At 73.5% G+C, this 22,272-nt stretch carries 2 protein-coding genes; both read left to right on the top strand.

The features are described 5' to 3' along the window. The first annotated feature begins 15 nt into the window (after nt 1-15). Nucleotides 16-15,657, top strand: coding sequence for a type I polyketide synthase (locus PH203_RS36145; RefSeq protein WP_289925678.1), 15,642 nt, complete (start codon nt 16-18; stop codon nt 15,655-15,657). Nucleotides 15,658-15,690: 33 nt separating this feature from the next. Continuing rightward, nucleotides 15,691-22,272: type I polyketide synthase (locus PH203_RS36140; RefSeq protein ID WP_289925676.1), on the top strand; the 6,582-nt coding region annotated here is incomplete at its 3' end.

The raw sequence follows: 22,272 nt of genomic DNA, 5'->3' as shown, positions 1-22,272 counted from the left end.
AGGATCCGCGGCACCGTGCGCACCGACCTCATCAAGCCCCTTCCTGTCGCACTCCTTCAGAACGCGACCCGTTTCCCCGACAAGGTCGCCTTCGCGGACGACCGTCGAGCGGTCACCTACGGGGCCCTGGAGGCACGGACGCGCCGGCTGGCCGGACATCTCGCCCACCTCGGCATCGAGCGCGGCGACCGTGTCGCCATCTGCCTCGGCAACACGGTGGCCACGGTCGAGAGCTACCTGGCGATCGTGCGCGCCGCCGCCATCGGCGTGCCGCTCAACCCCGCCTCCGCGCCGGCCGAACTGGAGTACCTCCTCGCCGACAGCGGCGCCACCCTGGTGATCACCGACGCCGCCCGCGCCGCGACCCTCCGGGAGGTGGCCCCCGAGGCGGCACTCCTGGTCACCGGCACCGCCCCGGCGGACGAGCAGGTCACGTCGTACGACGAACTCGCGGACCGTGAGCCGCCCGTGCCCGCCCGCGACGATCTCGGGCTCGACGACGTGGCCTGGATGTTCTATACCTCCGGCACCACCGGCCGGCCCAAGGGCGTGCTGTCGACGCAGCGCAACTGCCTGTGGTCGGTGCACAACTGCTACGTCCCGATCCCCGGCCTCACCGACCGGGACCGGGTGCTGTGGCCGCTGCCGCTCTTCCACAGCCTCTCGCACATCGCCTGCGTGCTGTCCGTCACCGTCGCGGGCGCCACCGCCCGGCTCCTGGACGGCGCCTCTGCCGAAGACGTCGTGCGGGCGCTGCAGGAGCACGACTCCACCTTCCTCGCCGGTGTCCCCACCACCTACCACCACCTGGTGGCGGCCGCCCGCGAACACGGCTTCTCCGCCCCGAGCCTGCGCATCGGCCTGGTCGGCGGCGCGGTCACCGGATCCGGCCTCAGCCGCGACGTCCAGGAGACCTTCGGGATCCCGCTCGTCGACGCCTACGGCTCCACCGAGACCTGTGGCGCCATCACCATCAACCCGCCCGACGGCGCCCGCGTCGACGGCTCCTGCGGCCTGCCCGTGCCGGGCGTCGGGGTCCGCGTCGTCGACCCCGGGACGGGAGCCGACGTCCCCGCGGGACAGGAGGGGGAGGTGTGGGTCAGCGGGCCGAACGTCATGGTTGGCTACCACAACAGCCCCGAGGCGACCGCCGAGGCGATACGCGACGGCTGGTTCCGCACCGGAGACCTGGCCCGGCGTGACGACGCCGGGTACTTCAGCATCTGCGGCCGGATCAAGGAACTCGTCATCCGCGGCGGCGAGAACATCCACCCCGAAGAGGTCGAGGCGGTCCTGCGCACCGTCGAGGGCGTCGCCGACGTGGCCGTCGCCGGCGCACCCCACGACACCCTCGGCGAGATACCGGTCGCCTACGTCGTCCCCGGCCCCGACGGCTTCGACCCCGAGGCCCTGATCGACCACTGCCGCGCACGGCTCTCCGCCTACAAGGTCCCGGAACGCGTCCACGAGGTCACGAGCATCCCGCGCACCGCCTCGGGCAAGACCAGGCGCCGCCTGATGGCCGAGCAGCCGAGCCGACTCCGCTACGAGGCACCGGTCTTCGAGACACCCGCCCGGCAGGGCGAGCCGGACCCGGCCGTCGCCACAGCCCTGCGCGAGCGGCTCGCCGCCCTGCCGGAACGCGACCGGACGGCACTCCTGGAGGACCTGGTCCGCACCCAGGCCGCCGAGGTCTCGCACCGCCCGGGGCCCGAACTCGTCCCGGCCGACCGCGCGTTCCGCGACCTGGGCTTCACCTCGATGGCAGTCGTCGCCCTCCGCAACCGGCTCACGCAGCGGACCGGACTGCGGCTGCCCACCACGGTCGCCTTCGACCATCCCACCCCCGCGGCCCTCGCCGCCCACCTCGCCTCCGAGCTCTTCGGAGACCCGGGACCGGCCCCGGCCACCGAACCTCTCCCGGCCGCCGACCCCGACGAACCCCTCGCCATCGTGGGCATGGCGTGCCGGCTGCCCGGCGGCGTCGCCGGCCCCGAGGACCTGTGGCGCCTGGTACGCGACGGCCGCGACGCGATCTCGGACTTCCCGGACGACCGGGGCTGGGATCTGGAGGCCCTGTTCGACCCGGACCCGGCCCGCACAGGGACCTCGTACACCGACCAGGGCGGCTTCCTGACGGGTGCGGGCCTGTTCGACGCCGGGTTCTTCGGGATCTCGCCGCGTGAGGCGCTGGCGATGGACCCGCAGCAGCGGCTCCTCCTGGAGACCTCCTGGGAGGCCCTGGAGCGGGCGGGCATCGACCCGGTCTCGCTGAAGGGCGCCGATGTCGGGGTGTTCTCCGGGCTCTTCGGCCAGGGCTACGGGACCGGCGGGGCCACACCGGAGGTGGAGGGCTTCGCGAGCACGGGCCTGGCATCGAGCGTGGCCTCGGGCCGGGTGTCGTACGTCTTCGGCTTCGAGGGCCCCGCGGTGTCGGTGGACACGGCGTGCTCCTCGTCGCTGGTCGCGATGCATCTCGCCGCCCAGGCACTGCGGGCGGGCGAGTGCTCCATGGCACTGGCCGGCGGCGTGGCCGTGATGGCGACGCCCGACAACTTCATCGAGTTCTCCCGGCAGCGGGCGCTCTCCGCCGACGGCCGCTGCAAGGCGTTCGCCGACGCGGCGGACGGCACGGGCTGGGCCGAGGGCGTCGGCGTCGTGGTCCTGGAGCGGCTGTCGGTCGCCCGGGAGCGCGGGCACAAGGTGCTGGCGGTGGTCCGGGGGAGCGCCGTCAACCAGGACGGGGCCTCGAACGGTCTGACGGCTCCGAGCGGTCCGTCACAGCAGCGCGTGATCCGCAAGGCCCTGGCCGGCGCCGGGCTTTCGGCGGCGGACGTGGACGTGGTGGAGGCCCACGGGACGGGAACGTCCCTGGGTGATCCGATCGAGGCGCAGGCGTTGCTGGCCACATACGGCCGTGACCGTGAACAGCCGCTCTGGCTCGGCTCGTTGAAGTCGAACATCGGGCACACCCAGGCCGCCGCCGGTGTCGCCGGCGTGATCAAGATGGTGCAGGCGCTGCGCCACGAACTGCTGCCCAGGACGCTGCACGTGGACGCGCCGACGACGAAGGTCGACTGGTCCGCGGGCGCGGTGGAGCTGCTCACGGAGGCCAGGCAGTGGCCGCGCGGCGAGCGTCCGCGCCGGGCCGGGGTGTCCGCGTTCGGCGTGAGCGGGACGAACGCGCACCTGATCCTGGAGGAGGCGCCCGAAGAGCCCGTCACGGAGGCGGTGACGCCCGAGGGCGTGGTGCCGCTGGTCGTGTCGGCGCGCAGCGCGGGCTCGCTGGCGGGTCAGGCCGGTCGGCTCGCCGCCTTCATCGAGGACAGCGGCCAGGCACCGGCCGGCATCGCCGGGGCACTGGTCCTCGGCCGAGCACTGCTGAGCGACCGAGCCGTGGTCCTGGCCGACTCCCAGGACGAGGCACTGGCCGGGCTGCAGGCACTGGCACGCGGTGAGAACCCGGCCGGCGTCGTCACCGGCAGCGCGGGAACCGACGCGCCGGGCAAGGTCGTGTGGGTGTTCCCCGGTCAGGGCTCGCAATGGGTCGGCATGGGACGGGAGTTGCTGGACTCGTCGCCGGTGTTCGCGGAGCGGATCGCGGAGTGCGCGGCGGCCCTTGAGCCGTACATCGACTGGTCGCTCGTCGACGTGCTGCGGGGTGACGCCGGGCCGGAGCTGCTGGACCGGGTGGATGTCGTACAGCCCGCGAGCTTCGCCGTGAACGTCGCTCTGGCCGCCGTCTGGTCGGCCGTCGGGGTCAGGCCGGGTGCGGTGCTCGGTCACTCGCAGGGTGAGATCGCGGCCGCGTGTGTGTCCGGTGCGCTCTCTCTCGAAGACGCGGCTCGCGTGGTGGCGTTGCGGAGTCAGGCGATCGGTGAGCAGCTGGCCGGACGGGGCGGCATGGCCTCGGTCGCGCTGAGCCTCGCGGAGGTGGCCTCTCGTCTGGAGCGGTGGGCGGACCGGGTCGAGGTCGCCGCAGTCAACGGCCCGACCTCCGTGGTCATTGCCGGTGACGCCGAGGCGTTGGACGAGGCGCTCGAAGCCTTCTCGGCCGACGGCGTGCGCGTACGCCGGGTCGCGGTGGACTACGCCTCCCACACCCGGCACGTGGAGGACATCGAGGAGACGCTCGGCGAGCGGCTCGCGGGTATCGACGCGCAGACCCCTCGGGTGCCCTTCTATTCGACCGTGACCGGCGAGTGGATCCAGAACGCCGGTGTCCTGGACGGCGGTTACTGGTACCGCAACCTGCGCGGGCAGGTCGGCTTCGGCCCCGCCGTGGCGGAACTCCTGAGCCAGGGTCACGGTGTCTTCGTCGAGGTCAGCGCCCATCCGGTGCTGGTTCAGCCGATCACCGAGACCGCCCATGAAGCGGACGTGGTGGTGACCGGCTCGCTCCGGCGTCAAGAGGGTGGCCTGCGGCGGCTGTTCGCCTCGATGGCCGAGCTGTTCGTCCGAGGGGTGCCCGTGGACTGGGCCAGGACCCTCCCCGCCGGTGCCGAGGCGGCGGACGTCGACCTCCCGACTTATGCCTTCGATCACGAGCGTTACTGGCTCCAGCCCGCCGCGGCCGGCGGTGACGTGGCCGCGCTCGGGCTCTCCGGGGCCGGGCACCCGCTGCTCGGTGCGGTCGTCGGCAGGCCGGACTCGGGTGGGCTGATGGCCATGTCGAGGTGGTCGCTCAGGACGCATCCCTGGCTCGCGGAGCACCGGCTGTCCGATGCGGTCCTCGTGCCGAACGCGGCGCTGGTCGAACTGTCCGTCCGGCTCGGCGATCTGACCGGTGCCCCGGTTCTCCGCGAACTGACCGTCGACACGCCCGTGGTGCTGCCGGAGCAGGGCAGCCGCGCTCTCCAGGTGGTCGTCGGCGCGGCCGAGGACGGGACAGGGCGGCCGGTGGAGATCTACTCCCGTGCCGCGGACGCCCCGTTGGACGCGGAGTGGACCCGGCACGCGCACGGCACGCTGACGTCCGCCGCCGGCACGCCCGCGGCAGGAGTCGGTTCCGGCGCCGAGGTCACCGAAGTCGCCCTGGACGGTGTCGCGTCGCGTGACGCGGACCGGTACGGGGTGCACCCGTCGCTCCTGGACGCCGCCGTCCGTACGGTCGTCCCCGACGGCATGCTCGCGTCCGTGTGGACCGGTGTGTCCCTCCACGCCTCGGGCGCCGCGGCACTGCGTGTGCGCGCCGAGGGGGCGTCGCTGCTGCTGACCGACCCGACGGGGCAGCCCGTCATGACGGTCGAGGGACTGACCGGCACCCCCTTCTCTCCCGAACAGGCGGGAATCAGAAGGGCGTTGGCCGCCGACTCGCTCTTCCGGGTCGAATGGACGGCGTTGTCGCTTCCCGCCGTGGACCGTGCCCCGGACGTCGTGTACGTCGCGAACGGCGCGGACGTCGCCGCCTCGGCTGCGGCGGACCGGCCCGCCCCCGAGGTGCTGCTGTACGAGGCCCCGCCCGCCCAGGACGATGCCCGTGCGGCGGTGGCCGCCGCGCTCGACGTCCTCCAGGCGTGGCTCGCGGAACCCGCCCTGGAGGAGACCCGGCTGGCCGTGGTCACCGGGGACGGTGACGACCTCGGTGCGGCCGCGGTGTGGGGTCTGGTGCGCTCCGCGCAGTCCGAACACCCGGGCCGGATCGTCCTGGTGGACATCGACGACGACTCCCGGTCCGTCCTGCCGGCCGTGCTCCTGAGCGGCGAACCGCAGCTCCGGCTGCGCGCAGGTGCCGCAAAGGTGCCGCGTCTCGTACGGGCGCCCGTCGGCGCCCGCCCTCGGCCGCGCCCGCTCGACCCCGAGGGCACCGTGCTGATCACCGGCGGCACCGGAACGCTCGGTGCGCTGACCGCACGGCACCTGGTCACCGCGTACGGCATCCGACATCTGCTCCTGGTCAGCCGCAGCGGCGAGGCCCCGCAGCTGCACGAGGAGCTGACGGCGCTCGGTGCGACCGTCACCCTGGCCGCCTGCGACACCTCCGACCGGGCCCAACTCGAGGCGCTGCTGCGGGAGATACCGGACGGTCATCCGCTGACCGCCGTCGTGCACTCCGCGGGCGTTCTGGACGACGGGGTGCTCACCGAGCTCACCCCGGAACGCGTCGACACCGTGCTGCGGCCCAAGACCGACGCGGCGCTGCATCTCCACGAGCTCACCCGCGACCTGGACCTCGCCGCGTTCGTGCTGTTCTCCTCCGCCGCGGGCGTCCTCGGCAACCCCGGTCAGGGCAACTACGCCGCGGCCAACGCCACGCTGGACGCCCTGGCCCGCCGACGGCACCGGCTCGGCCTGCCGGCCGTGTCCCTGGCCTGGGGCTACTGGTCGACGGTCAGCGCCATGACCGGGCACCTGGGCGCCGCGGACCTCCGGCGCAACCAGCGCATCGGCATGAGCGGCCTCGGCGCGGCCGAGGGCATGGCACTCCTGGACGCCGCGCTGAGCGGCGACACCGGCTCGGACGGCACGCTGGTGGCGGCCAAGCTCGATGTGACGGCCCTGCGGAAGGCGGCCGCCGACGGACCCCTCCCGGCGGTGCTGCGCTCGCTGGCGCCCGCCCCACAGCCGACGGCCCGGGGTGCCGCCGCCCCGTCCGGAGCGGCCTCGCTCGCCGACCGCCTCGCCGCGCTGAGCGGACCCGAGCAGACCGAGGCCCTGGTCGACCTGGTACGACGGCACGCCGCCGAGGTCCTCGGACACGGCTCCGCCGACGCCGTACGCGCCGACCGGACCTTCAAGGACGCCGGCTTCGACTCGCTGACCGCGGTGGAGCTGCGCAACCGCCTGGTCGCCACGACCGGGCTCACGCTCTCCCCGGCGGCGATCTTCGACTATCCGAAGCCGGTGCTGCTCGCCGAGCACCTGCGCACCAAGCTCTCCGGCACGACGGCACAGCACACCGCGCGGCACACCGCCCCGGTCCTGGCCCCCGCCCCCGTGTCCGGCGACGAGCCGATCGCGATCGTGGCCATGGCCTGCCGTTTCCCCGCCGGGGTGCACAGCCCCGAGGACCTGTGGCGGGTGGTGGCCGACGGAGCCGACGTCGTCACCGAGTTCCCCGACGACCGCGGCTGGGACATCGACCGGCTCTTCGACCCGGACCCCGACCACCCGGGCACCACCTATGTGCGGCACGGCGCCTTCCTGGACGACGCCGCCGGATTCGACGCCGCCTTCTTCGGCATCTCACCGAACGAGGCGCTCGCGATGGACCCGCAGCAGCGGCTGCTGCTGGAGACGTCCTGGGAGGCCTTCGAGCGGGCCGCGATCGACCCGACGACCCTGGCCGGACAGGACGTCGGCGTGTTCGTCGGCGTCAACAGCCATGACTACAGCGTGCGGATGCACCAGGCCACCGGCGTCGAGGGATTCCGCCTCACCGGCGGCTCGGGCGCCGTCACCTCCGGCCGCATCGCCTACCACCTGGGCCTGGAGGGCCCCGCCGTCACCGTCGACACCGCCTGCTCCTCCTCGCTGGTCGCCCTGCACATGGCGGCGCAGGCGCTGCAGCGCGGCGAGTGCACCATGGCCTTGGCCGGCGGTGTGATGGTGATGGGCACCGTCGAGACCTTCGTCGAGTTCTCCCGGCAGCGCGGCCTCGCTCCCGACGGCCGCTGCAAGGCGTTCGCGGACGGCGCGGACGGCACCGGCTGGTCCGAGGGCGCCGGACTGCTCCTGGTGGAGCGGCTCTCCGACGCCCGGCGCCTCGGCCATCGCGTGCTGGCCGTGGTCCGCGGCTCGGCCGTGAACCAGGACGGCGCGTCCAACGGCCTCACCGCGCCCAACGGCCCCTCCCAGCAGCGGGTGATCCGCAAGGCCCTGGCGCAGGCCGGGCTGCACACCTCCGACGTGGACGCCGTCGAGGCGCACGGCACCGGCACGGTGCTCGGCGACCCGATCGAGGCCGAGGCCCTGCTGGCGACCTACGGCCAGGACCGCGACCCGCAAAAGCCGCTGTGGCTCGGCTCGGTGAAGTCGAACATCGGTCACACCCAGGCCGCCGCGGGCGTCGCCGGTGTGATCAAGATGGTCATGGCGATGCGGCACGGTGTGCTGCCGCAGACGCTGCACGTGGACCGGCCGTCGGGCAACGTCGACTGGTCGGCGGGCGCGGTGGAGCTGCTGACCCGGGCGCGGGAGTGGGAGCGGGGCGGGGACGGGCGTCCGCGACGGGCGGGGGTGTCCTCCTTCGGGATCGGCGGGACCAACGCGCATGTGATCCTCGAGGAAGCGCCTGCCGTCGAAGACGTTCCTGCCGCCGAAGCGACCCCCGATCAGTCTGCATCGGCACCGATTCCGGCTTCGGTAGCGACTCCGGCTCCGATTCCGATACCGGTGTCCGCTCGGACCGGCGCCGGGCTGCGCGGCCAGGCCGAGCGCCTCGCCGGCTTCCTCCGGGAGCGGCCCGGCACGGCCCTCCCCGACACCGCGCACGCCCTCGCCACCGCCCGCGCCCAACTCGACCACCGCGCCGTCGTCCTGGCCTCCGACCGGGAACAACTCGCCGCGGACCTCACCGCCTTCGCGCAAGGCGCGGCCGCCCCGACGGTCGTCACCGGTACTCCCTCCGCAGGCAAGCTGGCCGTCCTCTTCACCGGCCAGGGCAGCCAGTGGGCCGGCATGGGCCGCGAACTCACGGAGACGTTCCCCGTCTTCCGGGACGCTTTCACCGCCGCCTGCGCCGCGGTGGACGTACACCTGCTCGGGCATGTGGCGGTCCCGTTGCGCGAGGTCGTCCTCGCCGCGCCGGGAACGCCCGAGAGCGAACTGCTCGACCGGACCATCTACACGCAGGGTGCCCTGTTCGCCCTGGAGACCGCCCTGTTCCGGCTCTTCGAGTCCTGGGGCGTGCGCCCCGACCTCCTCGCCGGGCACTCGGTCGGAGAGATCACCGCCGCCCATGTCTCCGGAGTCCTCGACCTGCGGCAGGCCGCCGAACTCGTCGCCACACGCGGCCGGTTGATGCAGGAGCTGCCGGCCGGGGGAGCGATGGCCGCCGTGGAGGCGACCGAGGAGGAGGTCACCCCGCTGCTGCGCGGACAGGCCGTCGTCGCCGCCGTCAACGGGCCCACCTCCGTCGTCATATCCGGCGACGAGCCGTCCGTGGAGGCGATTCTCGCCGAGCTGAACGGGCGGAAGGTGAAGCGGCTGACCGTCAGCCATGCCTTCCACTCCCCGCTGATGGACCCCATGCTCGACGAGTTCCGGCAGGTCCTGGAGTCGTTCGAGTACGCCGACCCCGGCATCCCGATCGTCTCCACCCTGACCGGCGAACCCGCCCTGGACGGCCGGCTCTCCGCCCCCGGCTACTGGACCGACCAGGCGCGAGGCGCGGTGCGGTTCGGCGACGCCCTCGCCGCGCTCGGTGCGCAGGGCGCCACGACCTTCCTCGAACTGGGCCCCGGCGGTGCCCTCGCCGCGATGGCGCTCGCCACGCCGGGCGAGCCGGGCTGCATCGCCACGCTCCGCAAGGACGCTCCCGAACCCGTCGGCGTCCTGACCGCGCTCGCCGAACTGCACGTGCGCGGCGTGGACATGAACTGGTCGGCAGTCCTCGAACGCTCGGACACCGCGGCGGGCACCGAACTGCCCACCTACGCCTTCCAGCATCAGCGGTACTGGGTCGAGACGGACACCGCCACGACGGGCGGTGCGGAGGCCCTGGGCGCCGTGAGCGCCCGGCACCCGCTGCTCAGCACGGTCGTCGAGGTCCCGGGCGACGGAGGTGTCGTCCTCACCGGACGTCTGACGGCGCGCAGTCGCGGGGTGTCGTGCGGTACAGGACGGGTTCCGGCGGCCGCTCTCCTGGAGATGCTCGTCAGGGCGGGCGACGAGGTGGGCTGCGGAGGTCTCGAACAGGTCGTTGTCGAGGCACCGTTGACGATCCCGGAGCACGGCCACACCCAGATCCGGCTCGCGGTCGACGCGCCGGGCCCGGACGGGCGGCGGCGTGTCACCGTCCATGGCCGCTCCTTTGCCACAGAGGAGCAGGGACCCTGGACGTCCCACGCCCATGCCGTTCTCGTCCCCGGAATGCCACAGCCGGCCTTCGACCTGCGGACCTGGGCGCCGCCTGCGGAAGCGAGTGCGCACGGCGTCTGGCAGCAGGACGGACAGACCTTCGCGGAGGTCGCCCTACCGGACGAACTGGCTGACGAAGCAGCCGAGTTCGCCCTGCACCCCGCCCTCCTCGACACCGCGCTCCGCGTCCTGGACTCCGGTGCCGAACTGCATGACGTGTCCGAGTGTGCCGCCCTGACGGTGTACGCGGAAGGTGCCGCAGCCCTGCGAGTGCGGGTCACCCCCGCGAACGGCGGACGCCAACTCGTCGAACTGGCCGACCCGAGCGGCGAACCCGTCGCCGTACTGGGCCCGTTGAGCCTGGACACAGTCTGCGGAGAGGCCGAGGACTCCCTGGCCTCGGCCGCGCCGCACCACGCGCCGGTGACCGCCCCCGCCCGCCGAGTGGTGGCCCGGAGCGAAGCCGTGGGCAGCGCGTTCGCCGCACGGCTGGCCGGCCTGCCGGTGGACGAACAGCACCGGGTCGTGATGGACCTCGTGAAGGAGAGCACCGCGGTCGTGCTCGGCCACCGGGAGCCGGACACCTTCGAGTTCGACCCGGAGCAGTCCTTCAAGAGCCTGGGCTTCGACTCGCTCAGCGCGGTCAAGCTCCGCAACCGGCTGCACGACTTCACCGGCGCCGACCTGCCCGCCACGCTCGTCTTCGACTATCCCACCCCTCAGACGCTGGCCGGTGAGCTGCGCGCCGAACTGCTGGGCGAGGACACGGAGATGCCCGCGCCGCTACCGGCCTCGGCGCAGGCCTCCGACGAACCCATCGCGATCGTCGCCATGAGCACCCGGCTGCCCGGCGGAGCCGACAGCCCAGAGGAGCTCTGGAAGCTCGTCACGGAGCGGCGCGACGCGGTCTCCGGCTTCCCGGTCGACCGTGACTGGGACCTCGACGGCCTCTACCACCCGGACCCCGACCACGCGGGCACCAGCTACACCCGCTCGGGCGGATTCCTGCACGAGGCCGCCCAGTTCGACGCCGCTCTGTTCGGAATCTCGCCGCGTGAGGCGCTGGCGATGGACCCGCAGCAGCGGCTCCTCCTGGAGACCTCGTGGGAGGCCCTGGAACGGGCGGGCATCGACCCGCTCTCCACCCGGGGCAGTGACATCGGCGTCTTCACCGGCATCGTCCACCACGACTACGTCACCCGGCTCCACCAGGTGCCCGAGGACGTCCAGGGCTATCTGATGACCGGCACGGCCTCGAGCGTGGCCTCGGGCCGCGTGTCGTACGTCTTCGGCTTCGAGGGGCCGGCCGTCACGGTGGACACGGCGTGCTCGTCGTCGCTGGTGGCGATGCATCTGGCCGCCCAGGCGCTGCGGAGCGGCGAGTGCTCCATGGCGCTCGCCGGCGGTGCCACGGTCATGGCCAGCCCCGACGCCTTCCTGGAGTTCTCCCGTCAGCGCGGCCTGTCCGCCGACGGCCGGTGCAAGGCGTTCTCCGCCACGGCCGACGGCACCGGCTGGGCCGAGGGTGTGGGGGTCGTGGTCCTGGAGCGGCTGTCGGTGGCGCGGGAGCGCGGGCACAAGGTGCTCGCCGTGCTGCGGGGCAGCGCGGTCAACCAGGACGGCGCGTCGAACGGTCTGACGGCCCCTAACGGGCCCTCGCAGCAGCGGGTGATCCGCAAGGCCCTGGCCAACGCGGGGCTTTCGGCTGCGGACGTGGACGTGGTGGAGGCGCACGGGACCGGTACGGCCCTGGGCGATCCGATCGAGGCGCAGGCGCTGCTGGCCACGTACGGCCGGGACCGTGACGCCGAACAGCCGCTGTGGCTGGGCTCGTTGAAGTCGAACATCGGGCACACCCAGGCCGCCGCCGGTGTCGCCGGCGTGATCAAGATGGTGCAGGCGCTGCGCCACGAACTGCTTCCGGCGACCTTGCACGTGGACGAGCCGACGGCACAGGTGGACTGGTCCGCTGGTGCGGTGGAGCTGCTGACCGAGGCCAGGCAGTGGCCGCGCGGCGAGCGTCCGCGCCGGGCGGGAGTCTCCTCCTTCGGGGCCAGCGGAACCAACGCCCACCTGATCCTGGAAGAGGCACCGGAAGAACTCGTCACGGAGGACACGGCGCCCGAGGGCGTGGTGCCGCTGGTGTTGTCGGCGCGCAGTGCCGGTTCGCTGGCGGGTCAGGCCGGCCGGCTCGCCGCCTTCATCGAGGACGCAGGTCAGGAGCCGGCCGGGATCGCCGGGGCACTGGTCACCGGCCGGGCGCTGCTGAACGAGCGCGCGGTGATCGTGGCGGACTCCCAGGAGGAGGCGCTCGCCGGACTGCAGGCGCTGGCCCGCGGTGAGAGCGCCCCCGGTGTGGTGTCGGGGAGTGCCGTCGGCAAGCCGGGCAAGGTCGTATGGGTGTTCCCCGGCCAGGGTTCCCAATGGGTGGGCATGGGCCGGGAGTTGCTGGACTCCTCGCCGGTGTTCGCGGAGCGGATCGCCGAGTGCGCGGCCGCGCTGGAGCCGTACATCGACTGGTCGCTCGTCGACGTGCTGCGGGGAGAAGGCGAGTCGGAGCTGCTGGACCGCGTGGATGTCCTACAGCCCGCCAGCTTCGCCGTGAACGTCGCTCTGGCCGCTGTTTGGTCCTCGGTCGGCGTGAAGGCCGACGCGGTACTGGGCCACTCCCAGGGCGAGATCGCAGCGGCCTGTGTGTCCGGTGCGCTGTCGCTCGAAGACGCGGCGCGTGTGGTGGCGTTGCGGAGCCAGGCGATCGGTGAGCAGCTGGCCGGGCGGGGCGGCATGGCGTCGGTGGCCCTGAGCCTCGCGGAGGCGGTCGCCCGTCTGGAGCGCTGGGCGGACCGGGTCGAGGTCGCCGCGGTCAACGGCCCGGCCTCGGTCGTGATCGCCGGTGATGCCGAAGCATTGGACGAGGCACTGGAGGCCTTGTCCGCCGACGGCGTCCGGGTCCGCCGGGTCGCGGTGGACTACGCCTCCCACACCCGCCACGTCGAGGACATCGAGGCCACCCTCACCGCCACCCTCTCCGGCATCGACGCCCAGGCCCCGACACTCCCCTTCTACTCCACCGTCACCGGCGAGTGGATCCGGAACGCCGGTGTCCTGGACGGGAGTTACTGGTACCGCAACCTGCGCGGCCAGGTCGGCTTCGGACCCGCCGTCGCCGACCTCCTCGACCAGGGCCACGGCGTCTTCATCGAGATCAGCGCCCACCCGGTGCTGGTCCAGCCCATCACCGAGACCGTCTACGACGCCGACGGCGACGCGGACGCCGTGGTGGCCGGCTCCCTGCGCCGCCAGGAGGGCGGCCTGCGGCGGCTGTTGGTCTCGATGGCCGAGCTGTTCGTCCGGGGTGTCCCCGTGGACTGGGCCAGGACCCTCCCCGCTCGAGCCGAGAAGGCGGCCGTCGACCTGCCGACGTACGCCTTCGACCGGCAGCGCTACTGGCTCCAGGAAGCGGCGGTGGAGACCGTCGAGGCCGCCGAAGGCGCGGACTCCGACTTCTGGACGGCGGTCGAGCAGGCGGACGTCGATTCCCTCGGCGCACTCCTGGAGACCGACGACCGCGGCGCGCTGAGCGCTGTCGTGCCCGTCCTCGCCCAGTGGCGGGGGAAGCGGCGGGAACTGTCGACCGCGGAGAAGCTGCGCTACCACGTCACCTGGCAGCCGCTGGAGCGCGAGCCCGCCGGGGTACCGAGCGGGAGCTGGCTGGTGGTCGTGCCGGCCGAGCGGCCGGACGACACCGCGATCGACGCGCTGCTGGAGGAGCTGAGCGGTCAGGGCCTCGGAATGATCCTGCTGCAGGTCGGCGAGTCCGACCGGACCCGGGAGCGGCTCGTCGAGCTGCTGACGGACGCCGTGGCCGGACACGACGTGACCGGGGTGCTCTCCCTGCTGGCCCTCGACGAACAGGCGGCGGGCGGCCCGCAGGACCCCCTCTCCCTCACCGCGTCGACGCTCGCGCTGATCCAGGCGTTGGCGGGCGCCTTCGTCACCCAGCCGCTGTGGTGCCTGACCCGGGGTGCGGTGAACATCGGCATCCACGACACCCTCACCTCGCCCGCGCAGGCGGCAGTGTGGGGACTCGGCCGGGCCGCCGCGCTCGAACGCCTCGACCGTTGGGGCGGGTTGGTCGACCTGCCCGCCAGGACGGACGCGCGTACGGCGCAGTACCTGCTCGGCGTCCTCAACGGAGCCGGGGGCGAGGACCAGCTCGCGGTCCGCCGGTCGGGCGTCTACAGCCGCCGGCTCCTCCGCAAGCCCGTGCCGGAGGCGAGCGCCGGTGACGGCCGCTGGCAGCCCCGGGACACCGTCCTGGTGACCGGGGGCGCCGAAGGACTCGGCAGGCATGTCTCGCTGTGGCTCGCGCTCAACGGCGCCGCACGGATCGTCGTCACCACCACCGCGCACGCACCCGGGGGAGCCGTGGAGGACCTGCGGGCCGAGCTCGCCGGACGCGGCGCCGCCACGACGGTCGAGTCCTGCGCGGACACGGACCGGGACGCGATCGTGCGCCTGGTGTCCGTGACGGACCCGGAGCAGCCGCTCACCGCCGTCGTCCACGCCGCCGACATCGTCCAGACCAGCTCCGTCGACGACACCGGGCCGGCCGAGCTCGCCGAGGTGTTCGCCGCCAAGGTCGACAACGCCGTATGGCTGGACGAGCAGTTCGAGGACACACCGCTGGACGCGTTCGTGGTGTTCTCCTCCATCGCCGGTGTGTGGGGCGGTGGCGGTCAGGGGCCGTCCGCGGCGGCCAACGCCGTCCTCGACGCCCTGGTCGAATGGCGCCGCGCCCGGGGACTGCGGGCCACCGCGATCGCCTGGGGCGCGCTCGACCAGATCGGCGTCGGCATGGACGAGGCGGCCCTCGCCCAGCTGCGCCGCCGCGGTGTCCTGCCCATGGCCCCGCAGCTCGCGGTGACCGCGCTGGTGCAGGCGGTGCGGGGCAACGAGAAGTTCGTGGCGGTCGCCGACATGGACTGGGGTGCCTTCGTCCCCGCCTTCACCTCCGTCCGCCCGAGCCCCCTGTTCGCCGATCTGCCCGAGGCGAAGGCGGTGCTCCAGGCCGCCCGGCCCGACAGCGAGAACAGCGACGCGGCCGCCTCCCTCGCGGACTCCCTGCGGGCGGTCGCGGACACCGAGCAGAACCGCATCCTGCTCCGGCTGGTGCGCAGCCACGCCTCGACCGTCCTCGGACACGGCGGGGCCGAGGGCATCGGCCCGCGCCAGGCGTTCCAGGAGGTCGGCTTCGACTCGCTGGCTGCCGTGAACCTGCGCAACAGCCTGGGCAAGGCCACCGGACTGCGGCTGCCCGCGACGCTGATCTTCGACTATCCCACCCCGGAAGCACTGGTCGGCTATCTCCGCTCCGAGCTCCTGAAGGACGCCGACGACGGCCCCGACGCACGCGAGGACGACCTCAGGCGGGTCCTGGCGTCCGTTCCGTTCGCCCGGTTCAAGGAGGCCGGCGTCCTGGACGCCCTCCTCGGCCTCGCCGAAACCGACCCCGAATCCGGTGGCGGTGACGGCGACGGTGCCGGGTCGGCCGCCGGGGCACCGGCCGCCGAGGACCTGATCGACGCCATGGACGTTGCCGACCTGGTGCAACGGGCCCTGGGCAAGACGAGCTGACCACCGATGGCGAACCAATCGTGGAGGAAAGTTATGTCCGCGCCGGACGAGCAGATCGTTGAGGCACTGCGGGCCTCGCTGAAGGAGAACGCCCGACTTCAGCAGGAGAACAGCGACCTCGCGGCCGCCGCCGCCGAACCCGTCGCCATCGTCTCCATGGCCTGCCGGTACGCCGGCGGCATCCGCAGCCCCGAGGACCTGTGGCAGGTCGTCTCCGAGGGCACGGACGTCTACACCCCCTTCCCCGAGGACCGCGGCTGGGACCTGGAGGGCCTCTACGACCCGGACCCCGACAACCCCGGCACGACCTACGTCCGCGAGGGCGCCTTCCTGCACGACGCCGGCCGGTTCGACGCCGCGTTCTTCGGCATCTCGCCCCGCGAGGCCCTCGCCATGGACCCCCAGCAGCGACAGCTGCTCGAAGTGTCCTGGGAGGCCCTCGAACGCGCCGGCATCGACCCCCACTCGGTGCGCGGCAGCGACGTCGGCGTCTTCGCCGGCATGGTCCACCAGGACTACGCCCCCGACCTCAGCGGCTACGAGGACTTCCTTAGCCTGGAACGCGCCCTCGGCACCGCGGGCGGTGTCGCCTCCGGCCGCGTCGCCTACACCCTCGGCCTCGAGGGCCCCGCGGTCACCGTCGACACCATGTGCTCCTCCTCCCTGGTCGCCACCCACCTCGCCGCCCAGGCGCTGCGCCGCGGCGAGTGCTCGATGGCCCTCGTCGGCGGCTCCACGGTGATGGCCACCCCCGGCGGCTTCGTCGGCTTCGCCCGCCAGCGGGCCCTCGCCTTCGACGGCCGCATCAAGTCGTACGCCGCCGGCGCCGACGGTTCCAGCTGGGCCGAGGGCGTCGGCGTCCTGCTCCTGGAGCGGCTCTCGGTCGCCCAGGAGCGCGGACACCGTGTCCTCGCGGTCATCCGCGGCAGCGCCATCAACCAGGACGGCGCCTCCAACGGCCTCACCGCCCCCAACGGCCCCGCCCAGCAGCGGGTGATCCGCAAGGCCCTGGCCGGTGCCGGACTCGCCCCGACCGACGTGGACGCCGTCGAGGGCCACGGCACGGGCACGGTCCTCGGCGACCCCATCGAGGCACAGGCGCTGCTCGCGACCTACGGACAGGGCCGCGACCCGCAGAAGCCGCTCTACCTCGGTTCGGTCAAGTCCGTGATCGGACACACCCAGGCCGCCTCCGGCATCGCCGGTGTCATCAAGACGGTGCAGGCGCTGCGCAACGGAGTCCTGCCCAGGAGCCTGCACATCGACGCCCCGACCCCCCAGGTCGACTGGTCGGCGGGCACGGTGGAGCTGCTGACCGAGTCGCGTGAGTGGACGCGTGACGGGCATCCGCGCCGGGCCGGTGTGTCCTCGTTCGGAGCCAGCGGCACCAACGCCCATCTGATCCTGGAGGAGGCGCCCGAGGCGGAGACATCGCGGCCGCCCGCCGCCACGGAGCCCGTGCCGCTGGTCGTCTCGGCGGGCACCGCCGACTCCCTGGCGATCCAGGCCGGTCGGCTCGCCGACCTCATCGAGAGCGGCGAGCAGGACCTGGCCGCCGTCGCCGGTGCGCTGGTGACCGGCCGCGCGACCCTGGGCGAGCGCGCGGTCGTGGTGGCGGGCTCCGGCGAGGAGGCCGTCGCCGGACTCCGGGCGCTGTCCCGGGGCGAGAGCGCGGCCGGAGTCGTCTCCGGCTCCGGCACGCCGGGCAAGGTCGTGTGGGTGTTCCCCGGCCAGGGCTCCCAATGGGCCGGCATGGGCCGGGAGCTGCTCGACTCCTCGCCGGTCTTCGCCGAGCGGATCGCCGAGTGCGCGGCCGCCCTCGAACGCTGGGTGGACTGGTCCCTCGTCGACGTCCTGCGCGGCGAGGCCGAACCCGCCCTCCTCGACCGGGTCGACGTCGTACAGCCCGCGAGCTTCGCCGTGATGGTCGGCCTCGCCGCCGTCTGGGCCTCCGTGGGCGTCGAGCCCGACGCGGTCGTCGGCCACTCCCAGGGCGAGATAGCCGCCGCCTGCGTCGCCGGCGCGCTGTCCCTCGACGACGCCGCCCGCGTCGTGGCCCTGCGCAGCCAGGCCATCGCCCGGCAACTGGCCGGGCGCGGCGGCATGGCCTCGGTCGCGCTGAGCGAGGAAGAGGCGGCCGCCCGCCTGGAGCGCTGGGCGGACCGGGTCGAGGTCGCCGCCGTCAACGGCCCCGCGTCGGTGGTCGTCGCCGGGGACGCGGCCGCGCTGGACGAGGCCCTGGACACCCTGGAGGACCAGGGCGTACGTGTGCGGCGCATCGCCGTCGACTACGCCTCGCACTCCCGGCACGTGGAACAGATCCGCGACACCCTCGCCGACGCCCTGGCCGGGATCAACGCCCAGGCACCGACGATCCCCTTCCACTCCACCGTCACCGGCACCTGGGTGGAGGACGCCGGCGTCCTGGACGGCGGCTACTGGTACCGCAACCTGCGCGGCCAGGTGAAGTTCGGCCCCGCCGTGGCGGAGTTGCTGCGGCAGGGCCACGGCGCCTTCGTGGAGATCAGCGCTCACCCGGTGCTGGTCCAGCCCATCACCGAGACCGTGTACGAGGCCGATGCCACCGCGGACGTCGTGGTCACCGGCACACTGCGCCGCCAGGAGGGCGGCCTGCGACGGCTCTCCGCCTCCCTGGCCGAACTCTTCGTCCGCGGCGTGTCCGTGGACTGGGCGAAGGTCCTGCCCGCCGGTGCCACCGAGGCCCGCGTGGACCTGCCGACGTACGCCTTCGACCAGCAGCACTACTGGCTGCGGATGGGCGGCTCCGCCACGGACTCGGCATCGCTGGGCCTGACCGGCACCGAGCACCCCCTCCTCGGCGCGGTCGTCCGACTGCCGCAGTCCGACGGCCTGGTGTTCACCTCACGCCTGTCGCTCCAGTCGCACCCCTGGCTCGCCGGACACGCGATCGGCGGAGTCGTCATCGTCCCCGGCACCGCCTACGTCGACCTCGCCGTCCGCGCCGGCGACGAGTTCGGCCACGGCGTCCTCGAAGAGCTCGTCATCGAGGCGCCGCTGGTCCTCCCCGAGCGCGGCGCGGTGCGTGTCCAGGTCGCGGTGAGCGGACCGGCCGAGACCGGCCTGCGCACCGTCGACGTGTACTCCCTGCGCGAGGACGCCGCCGACGAGGGCGGCACCGAGGGCTGGACCCGGCACGCCACCGGCCTTCTGTCGGCCGCCGAGCGCACCCCGACCGCCGACGCGGACTTCGCCGCCTGGCCGCCGCCCGGCGCACAGCCGGTCGACATCGAGAACTTCTACAGCGACCTGACCGAACGCGGCTACGCCTACGGTTCCGCGTTCCAGGGCATGCGGGCGGTGTGGCGGCGCGGCGAGGAGGTCTTCGCCGAGGTCGCCCTGCCCGAGGAACAGCGTGAGGAGGCCGTCAAGTACGGCATCCACCCGGCCCTCCTCGACGCCGCCCTGCACACCAACGCCTTCGCCAACCCCGACGACGACCGCAAGGTACTGCCCTTCGCGTGGAACGGCCTCGTCCTGCACGCCGCGGGCGCCTCCGCGCTGCGGGTCCGGGTCGCGCCCTGCGGCCCGGACGCCCTGTCGTTCCAGGCCGCCGACGCGACCGGCGGCCTGGTCCTGACGATGGACTCGCTGGTGTCCCTGCCGGTCTCCGCCGACCAGCTGGACGCCGCCGCGGCCGACGACAGCCGCGACGCCCTCTTCGGCGTGGAGTGGACCGAAGTGGCGGCGACGCAGGGCGCACAGCCCGTTCCGTCGTGGGCGCCGGTCGCCACCGCTGACGACATCGAGGTGTTCGCCGCCCGTGCCGAGGTCCCGGCAGTGGCGCTCCTGGAGGCCGCCGCGGACGACGTACTCGCCCTGACCTCACGGGTGTTGGCCGTCGTGCAGGCATGGCTCGCGACGGACGGCCTCGAACAGTCCCGCCTCGTCGTGGCGACCAAGGGCGCGGTCCCGGCCGGCGACGGCGTGGTCACCGACCCGGCCGGAGCCGCCGTCTGGGGCCTGATCCGCGCCGCGCAGGCCGAGAACCCCGACCGGATCGTCCTGCTCGACACCGACCCCGCCACCACCGACGGGCCGACGGCCGTGCTCGGCACGGTCCTCGCCGGTGACGAACCGCAGATCGCGGTGCGCGGCACGACACTCTCCGCGCCCCGCCTCGCCCGCGTCACCGGCCAGGTCCCGGACGCCCCCGAGCTGTTCGGCCCGGACGGCACGGTCCTGGTCACCGGCGGCACCGGCTCCCTCGGCGGCCTCGTCGCCCGGCACCTGGTCACCCGCTACGGCGTACGCCACCTCCTGCTGGCGAGCCGTCGCGGCCCCGACAGCGCGGGCGTACCGGAACTGCTCGCTGAACTGGCGGAGTTGGGCGCGGACGCCTCCGTCGTGGCGGCCGACGTCTCCGACCGCGAGCAGGTCCGGGCGCTCCTCGCCTCCGTAGCGGACACCCGCCCCCTGACCGGCGTGGTCCACCTGGCCGGTGTGCTCGACGACGGAGTCATCGCGACGCTCACCCCCGAGCGCCTCGCCGGAGTCTTCGCCCCGAAGGTGGATGCCGTACGGCATCTCGACGAACTGACCCGGGAGGCGGACCTCGACGCGTTCGTCGTGTTCTCCTCCGCCGCCGCCCTCATGGGCTCGGCGGGCCAGGGTAACTACGCCGCCGCCAACGCCTTCCTGGACGGCCTGATGGCGTCCCGCCGCGCGGCCGGCCTGCCCGGTCTCTCCCTGGCCTGGGGCCTGTGGGAGCAGAACGACGGTCTGACCGCCCACCTCAGCGCCACCGACCAGGCCCGCATGAGCCGCGGCGGCGTCCTCGCGCTGACCCCGGCCGAGGGCCTGCACATCCTCGACCTCGGTCTGCACATGGGCCAGGCACTCCTCGTCCCGATCAAGCTGGATCTGAAGACGCTGCGCGGCCAGGCCGCGTCCGGCGGGGGAGTCCCGCACCTGCTGCGCGGCCTGGTCCGCGCCGGCCGGCGTACGGCACGCGCGGCCGCCGGGGACAGCAGCGCGCTGGTCCGCCGGCTCGCCGGCCTGTCCCAGGACGAGCAGGAGAGCGTCCTGCTCTCCGTCGTCCAGGCCGAGGCGAGTGCCGTACTCGGCTTCAGCGGACCCGAACTCGCCCAGGGGACCACGGGATTCAACGAGATCGGCTTCGACTCCCTGACCGCCGTCGAGCTCCGCAACCGGCTCAGCGCGGCGACCGGCGTGAAACTCCCCGCCACGCTGATCTTCGACTACCCGACCCCGGCGGCCCTCGCCGGCTATCTGCGCGAGGAACTCGGCGACACCGCCGTGGCCGACACCTCCGCCGCGACCACGGTCGCCGATCCCGACGAGCCCATCGCCATCGTCGGCATGTCCTGCCGGCTGCCCGGCGGCGTCACCGACCCCGAGGGCCTGTGGAACCTCGTCCGGGAAGGCCGCGAGGGCATGTCCGGCTTCCCCGACGACCGCGGCTGGGACCTGGACACCCTCTTCGACGCCGACCCCGACAAGGCGGGCACCTCGTACTCCACCAAGGGCGGCTTCCTCGAAGGTGCCGGCCTCTTCGACGCGGGCTTCTTCGGCATCTCGCCGCGCGAGGCACTGGCGATGGACCCGCAGCAGCGGCTCCTCCTCGAAGCCACCTGGGAGGCCCTGGAGCGCACGGGCATCGACCCGGCCGCGGCCCGCGGCGACAACATCGGCGTCTTCTCCGGCGTCTCCATCCACGACTATGTCGAGTCCCTGACCCAACTGCCCGCCGAACTCGAGGGCTTCGCCACGACCGCCACCGCCGGAAGCGTGGCCTCGGGCCGCATCTCCTACGTCTTCGGCTTCGAGGGCCCTGCCGTCACCGTCGACACGGCATGCTCCTCGTCGCTGGTCGCCATGCACCTGGCCGCCCAGGCGCTGCGCCAGGGCGAGTGCACCATGGCGCTCGCCGGCGGAGTCGCCGTGATGGGCTCGCCGATCGGTGTCCTCGGTATGTCCCGGCAGCGCGGCCTGGCCGCCGACGGCCGCTGCAAGGCCTACGCCGACGGCGCGGACGGCACGGTGCTCTCCGAGGGCGTCGCCCTGGTCGTGCTGGAGCGTCTGTCGGTCGCGCGGGAGCGCGGGCACAAGATCCTCGCCGTGCTGCGGGGCAGCGCGGTCAACCAGGACGGCGCGTCCAACGGCCTGACCGCCCCGAACGGTCCCTCGCAGCAGCGGGTCATCCGCAAGGCCCTGGCCGGCGCCGGGCTCTCGGCGGCCGACGTGGACGTCGTGGAAGGCCACGGCACGGGCACGGCCTTGGGCGACCCGATCGAGGCCCAGGCACTGCTCACGACATACGGCCGCGACCGTGAACAGCCGCTGTGGCTCGGCTCGTTGAAGTCGAACATCGGGCACACCCAGGCCGCCGCGGGCGTCGCCGGCGTGATCAAGATGGTGCAGGCGCTGCGGCACGGTGTGCTGCCCCCGACCCTCCACGCCGAGCAGCGTACGACCCAGGTCGACTGGTCCGACGGCGCCATCGAGCTGCTGACCGAGGAACGGGAGTGGCCGCGCAACGGGCATCCGCGCCGGGCCGGGGTCTCCTCGTTCGGCATCAGCGGGACCAACGCCCACCTGATCCTGGAGGAGGCG

The sequence above is a fragment of the Streptomyces sp. S.PB5 genome (genome assembly GCF_030403745.1).
Taxonomy (GTDB): domain Bacteria; phylum Actinomycetota; class Actinomycetes; order Streptomycetales; family Streptomycetaceae; genus Streptomyces.
This window is presented reverse-complemented; position numbering and strand designations above follow the sequence as displayed.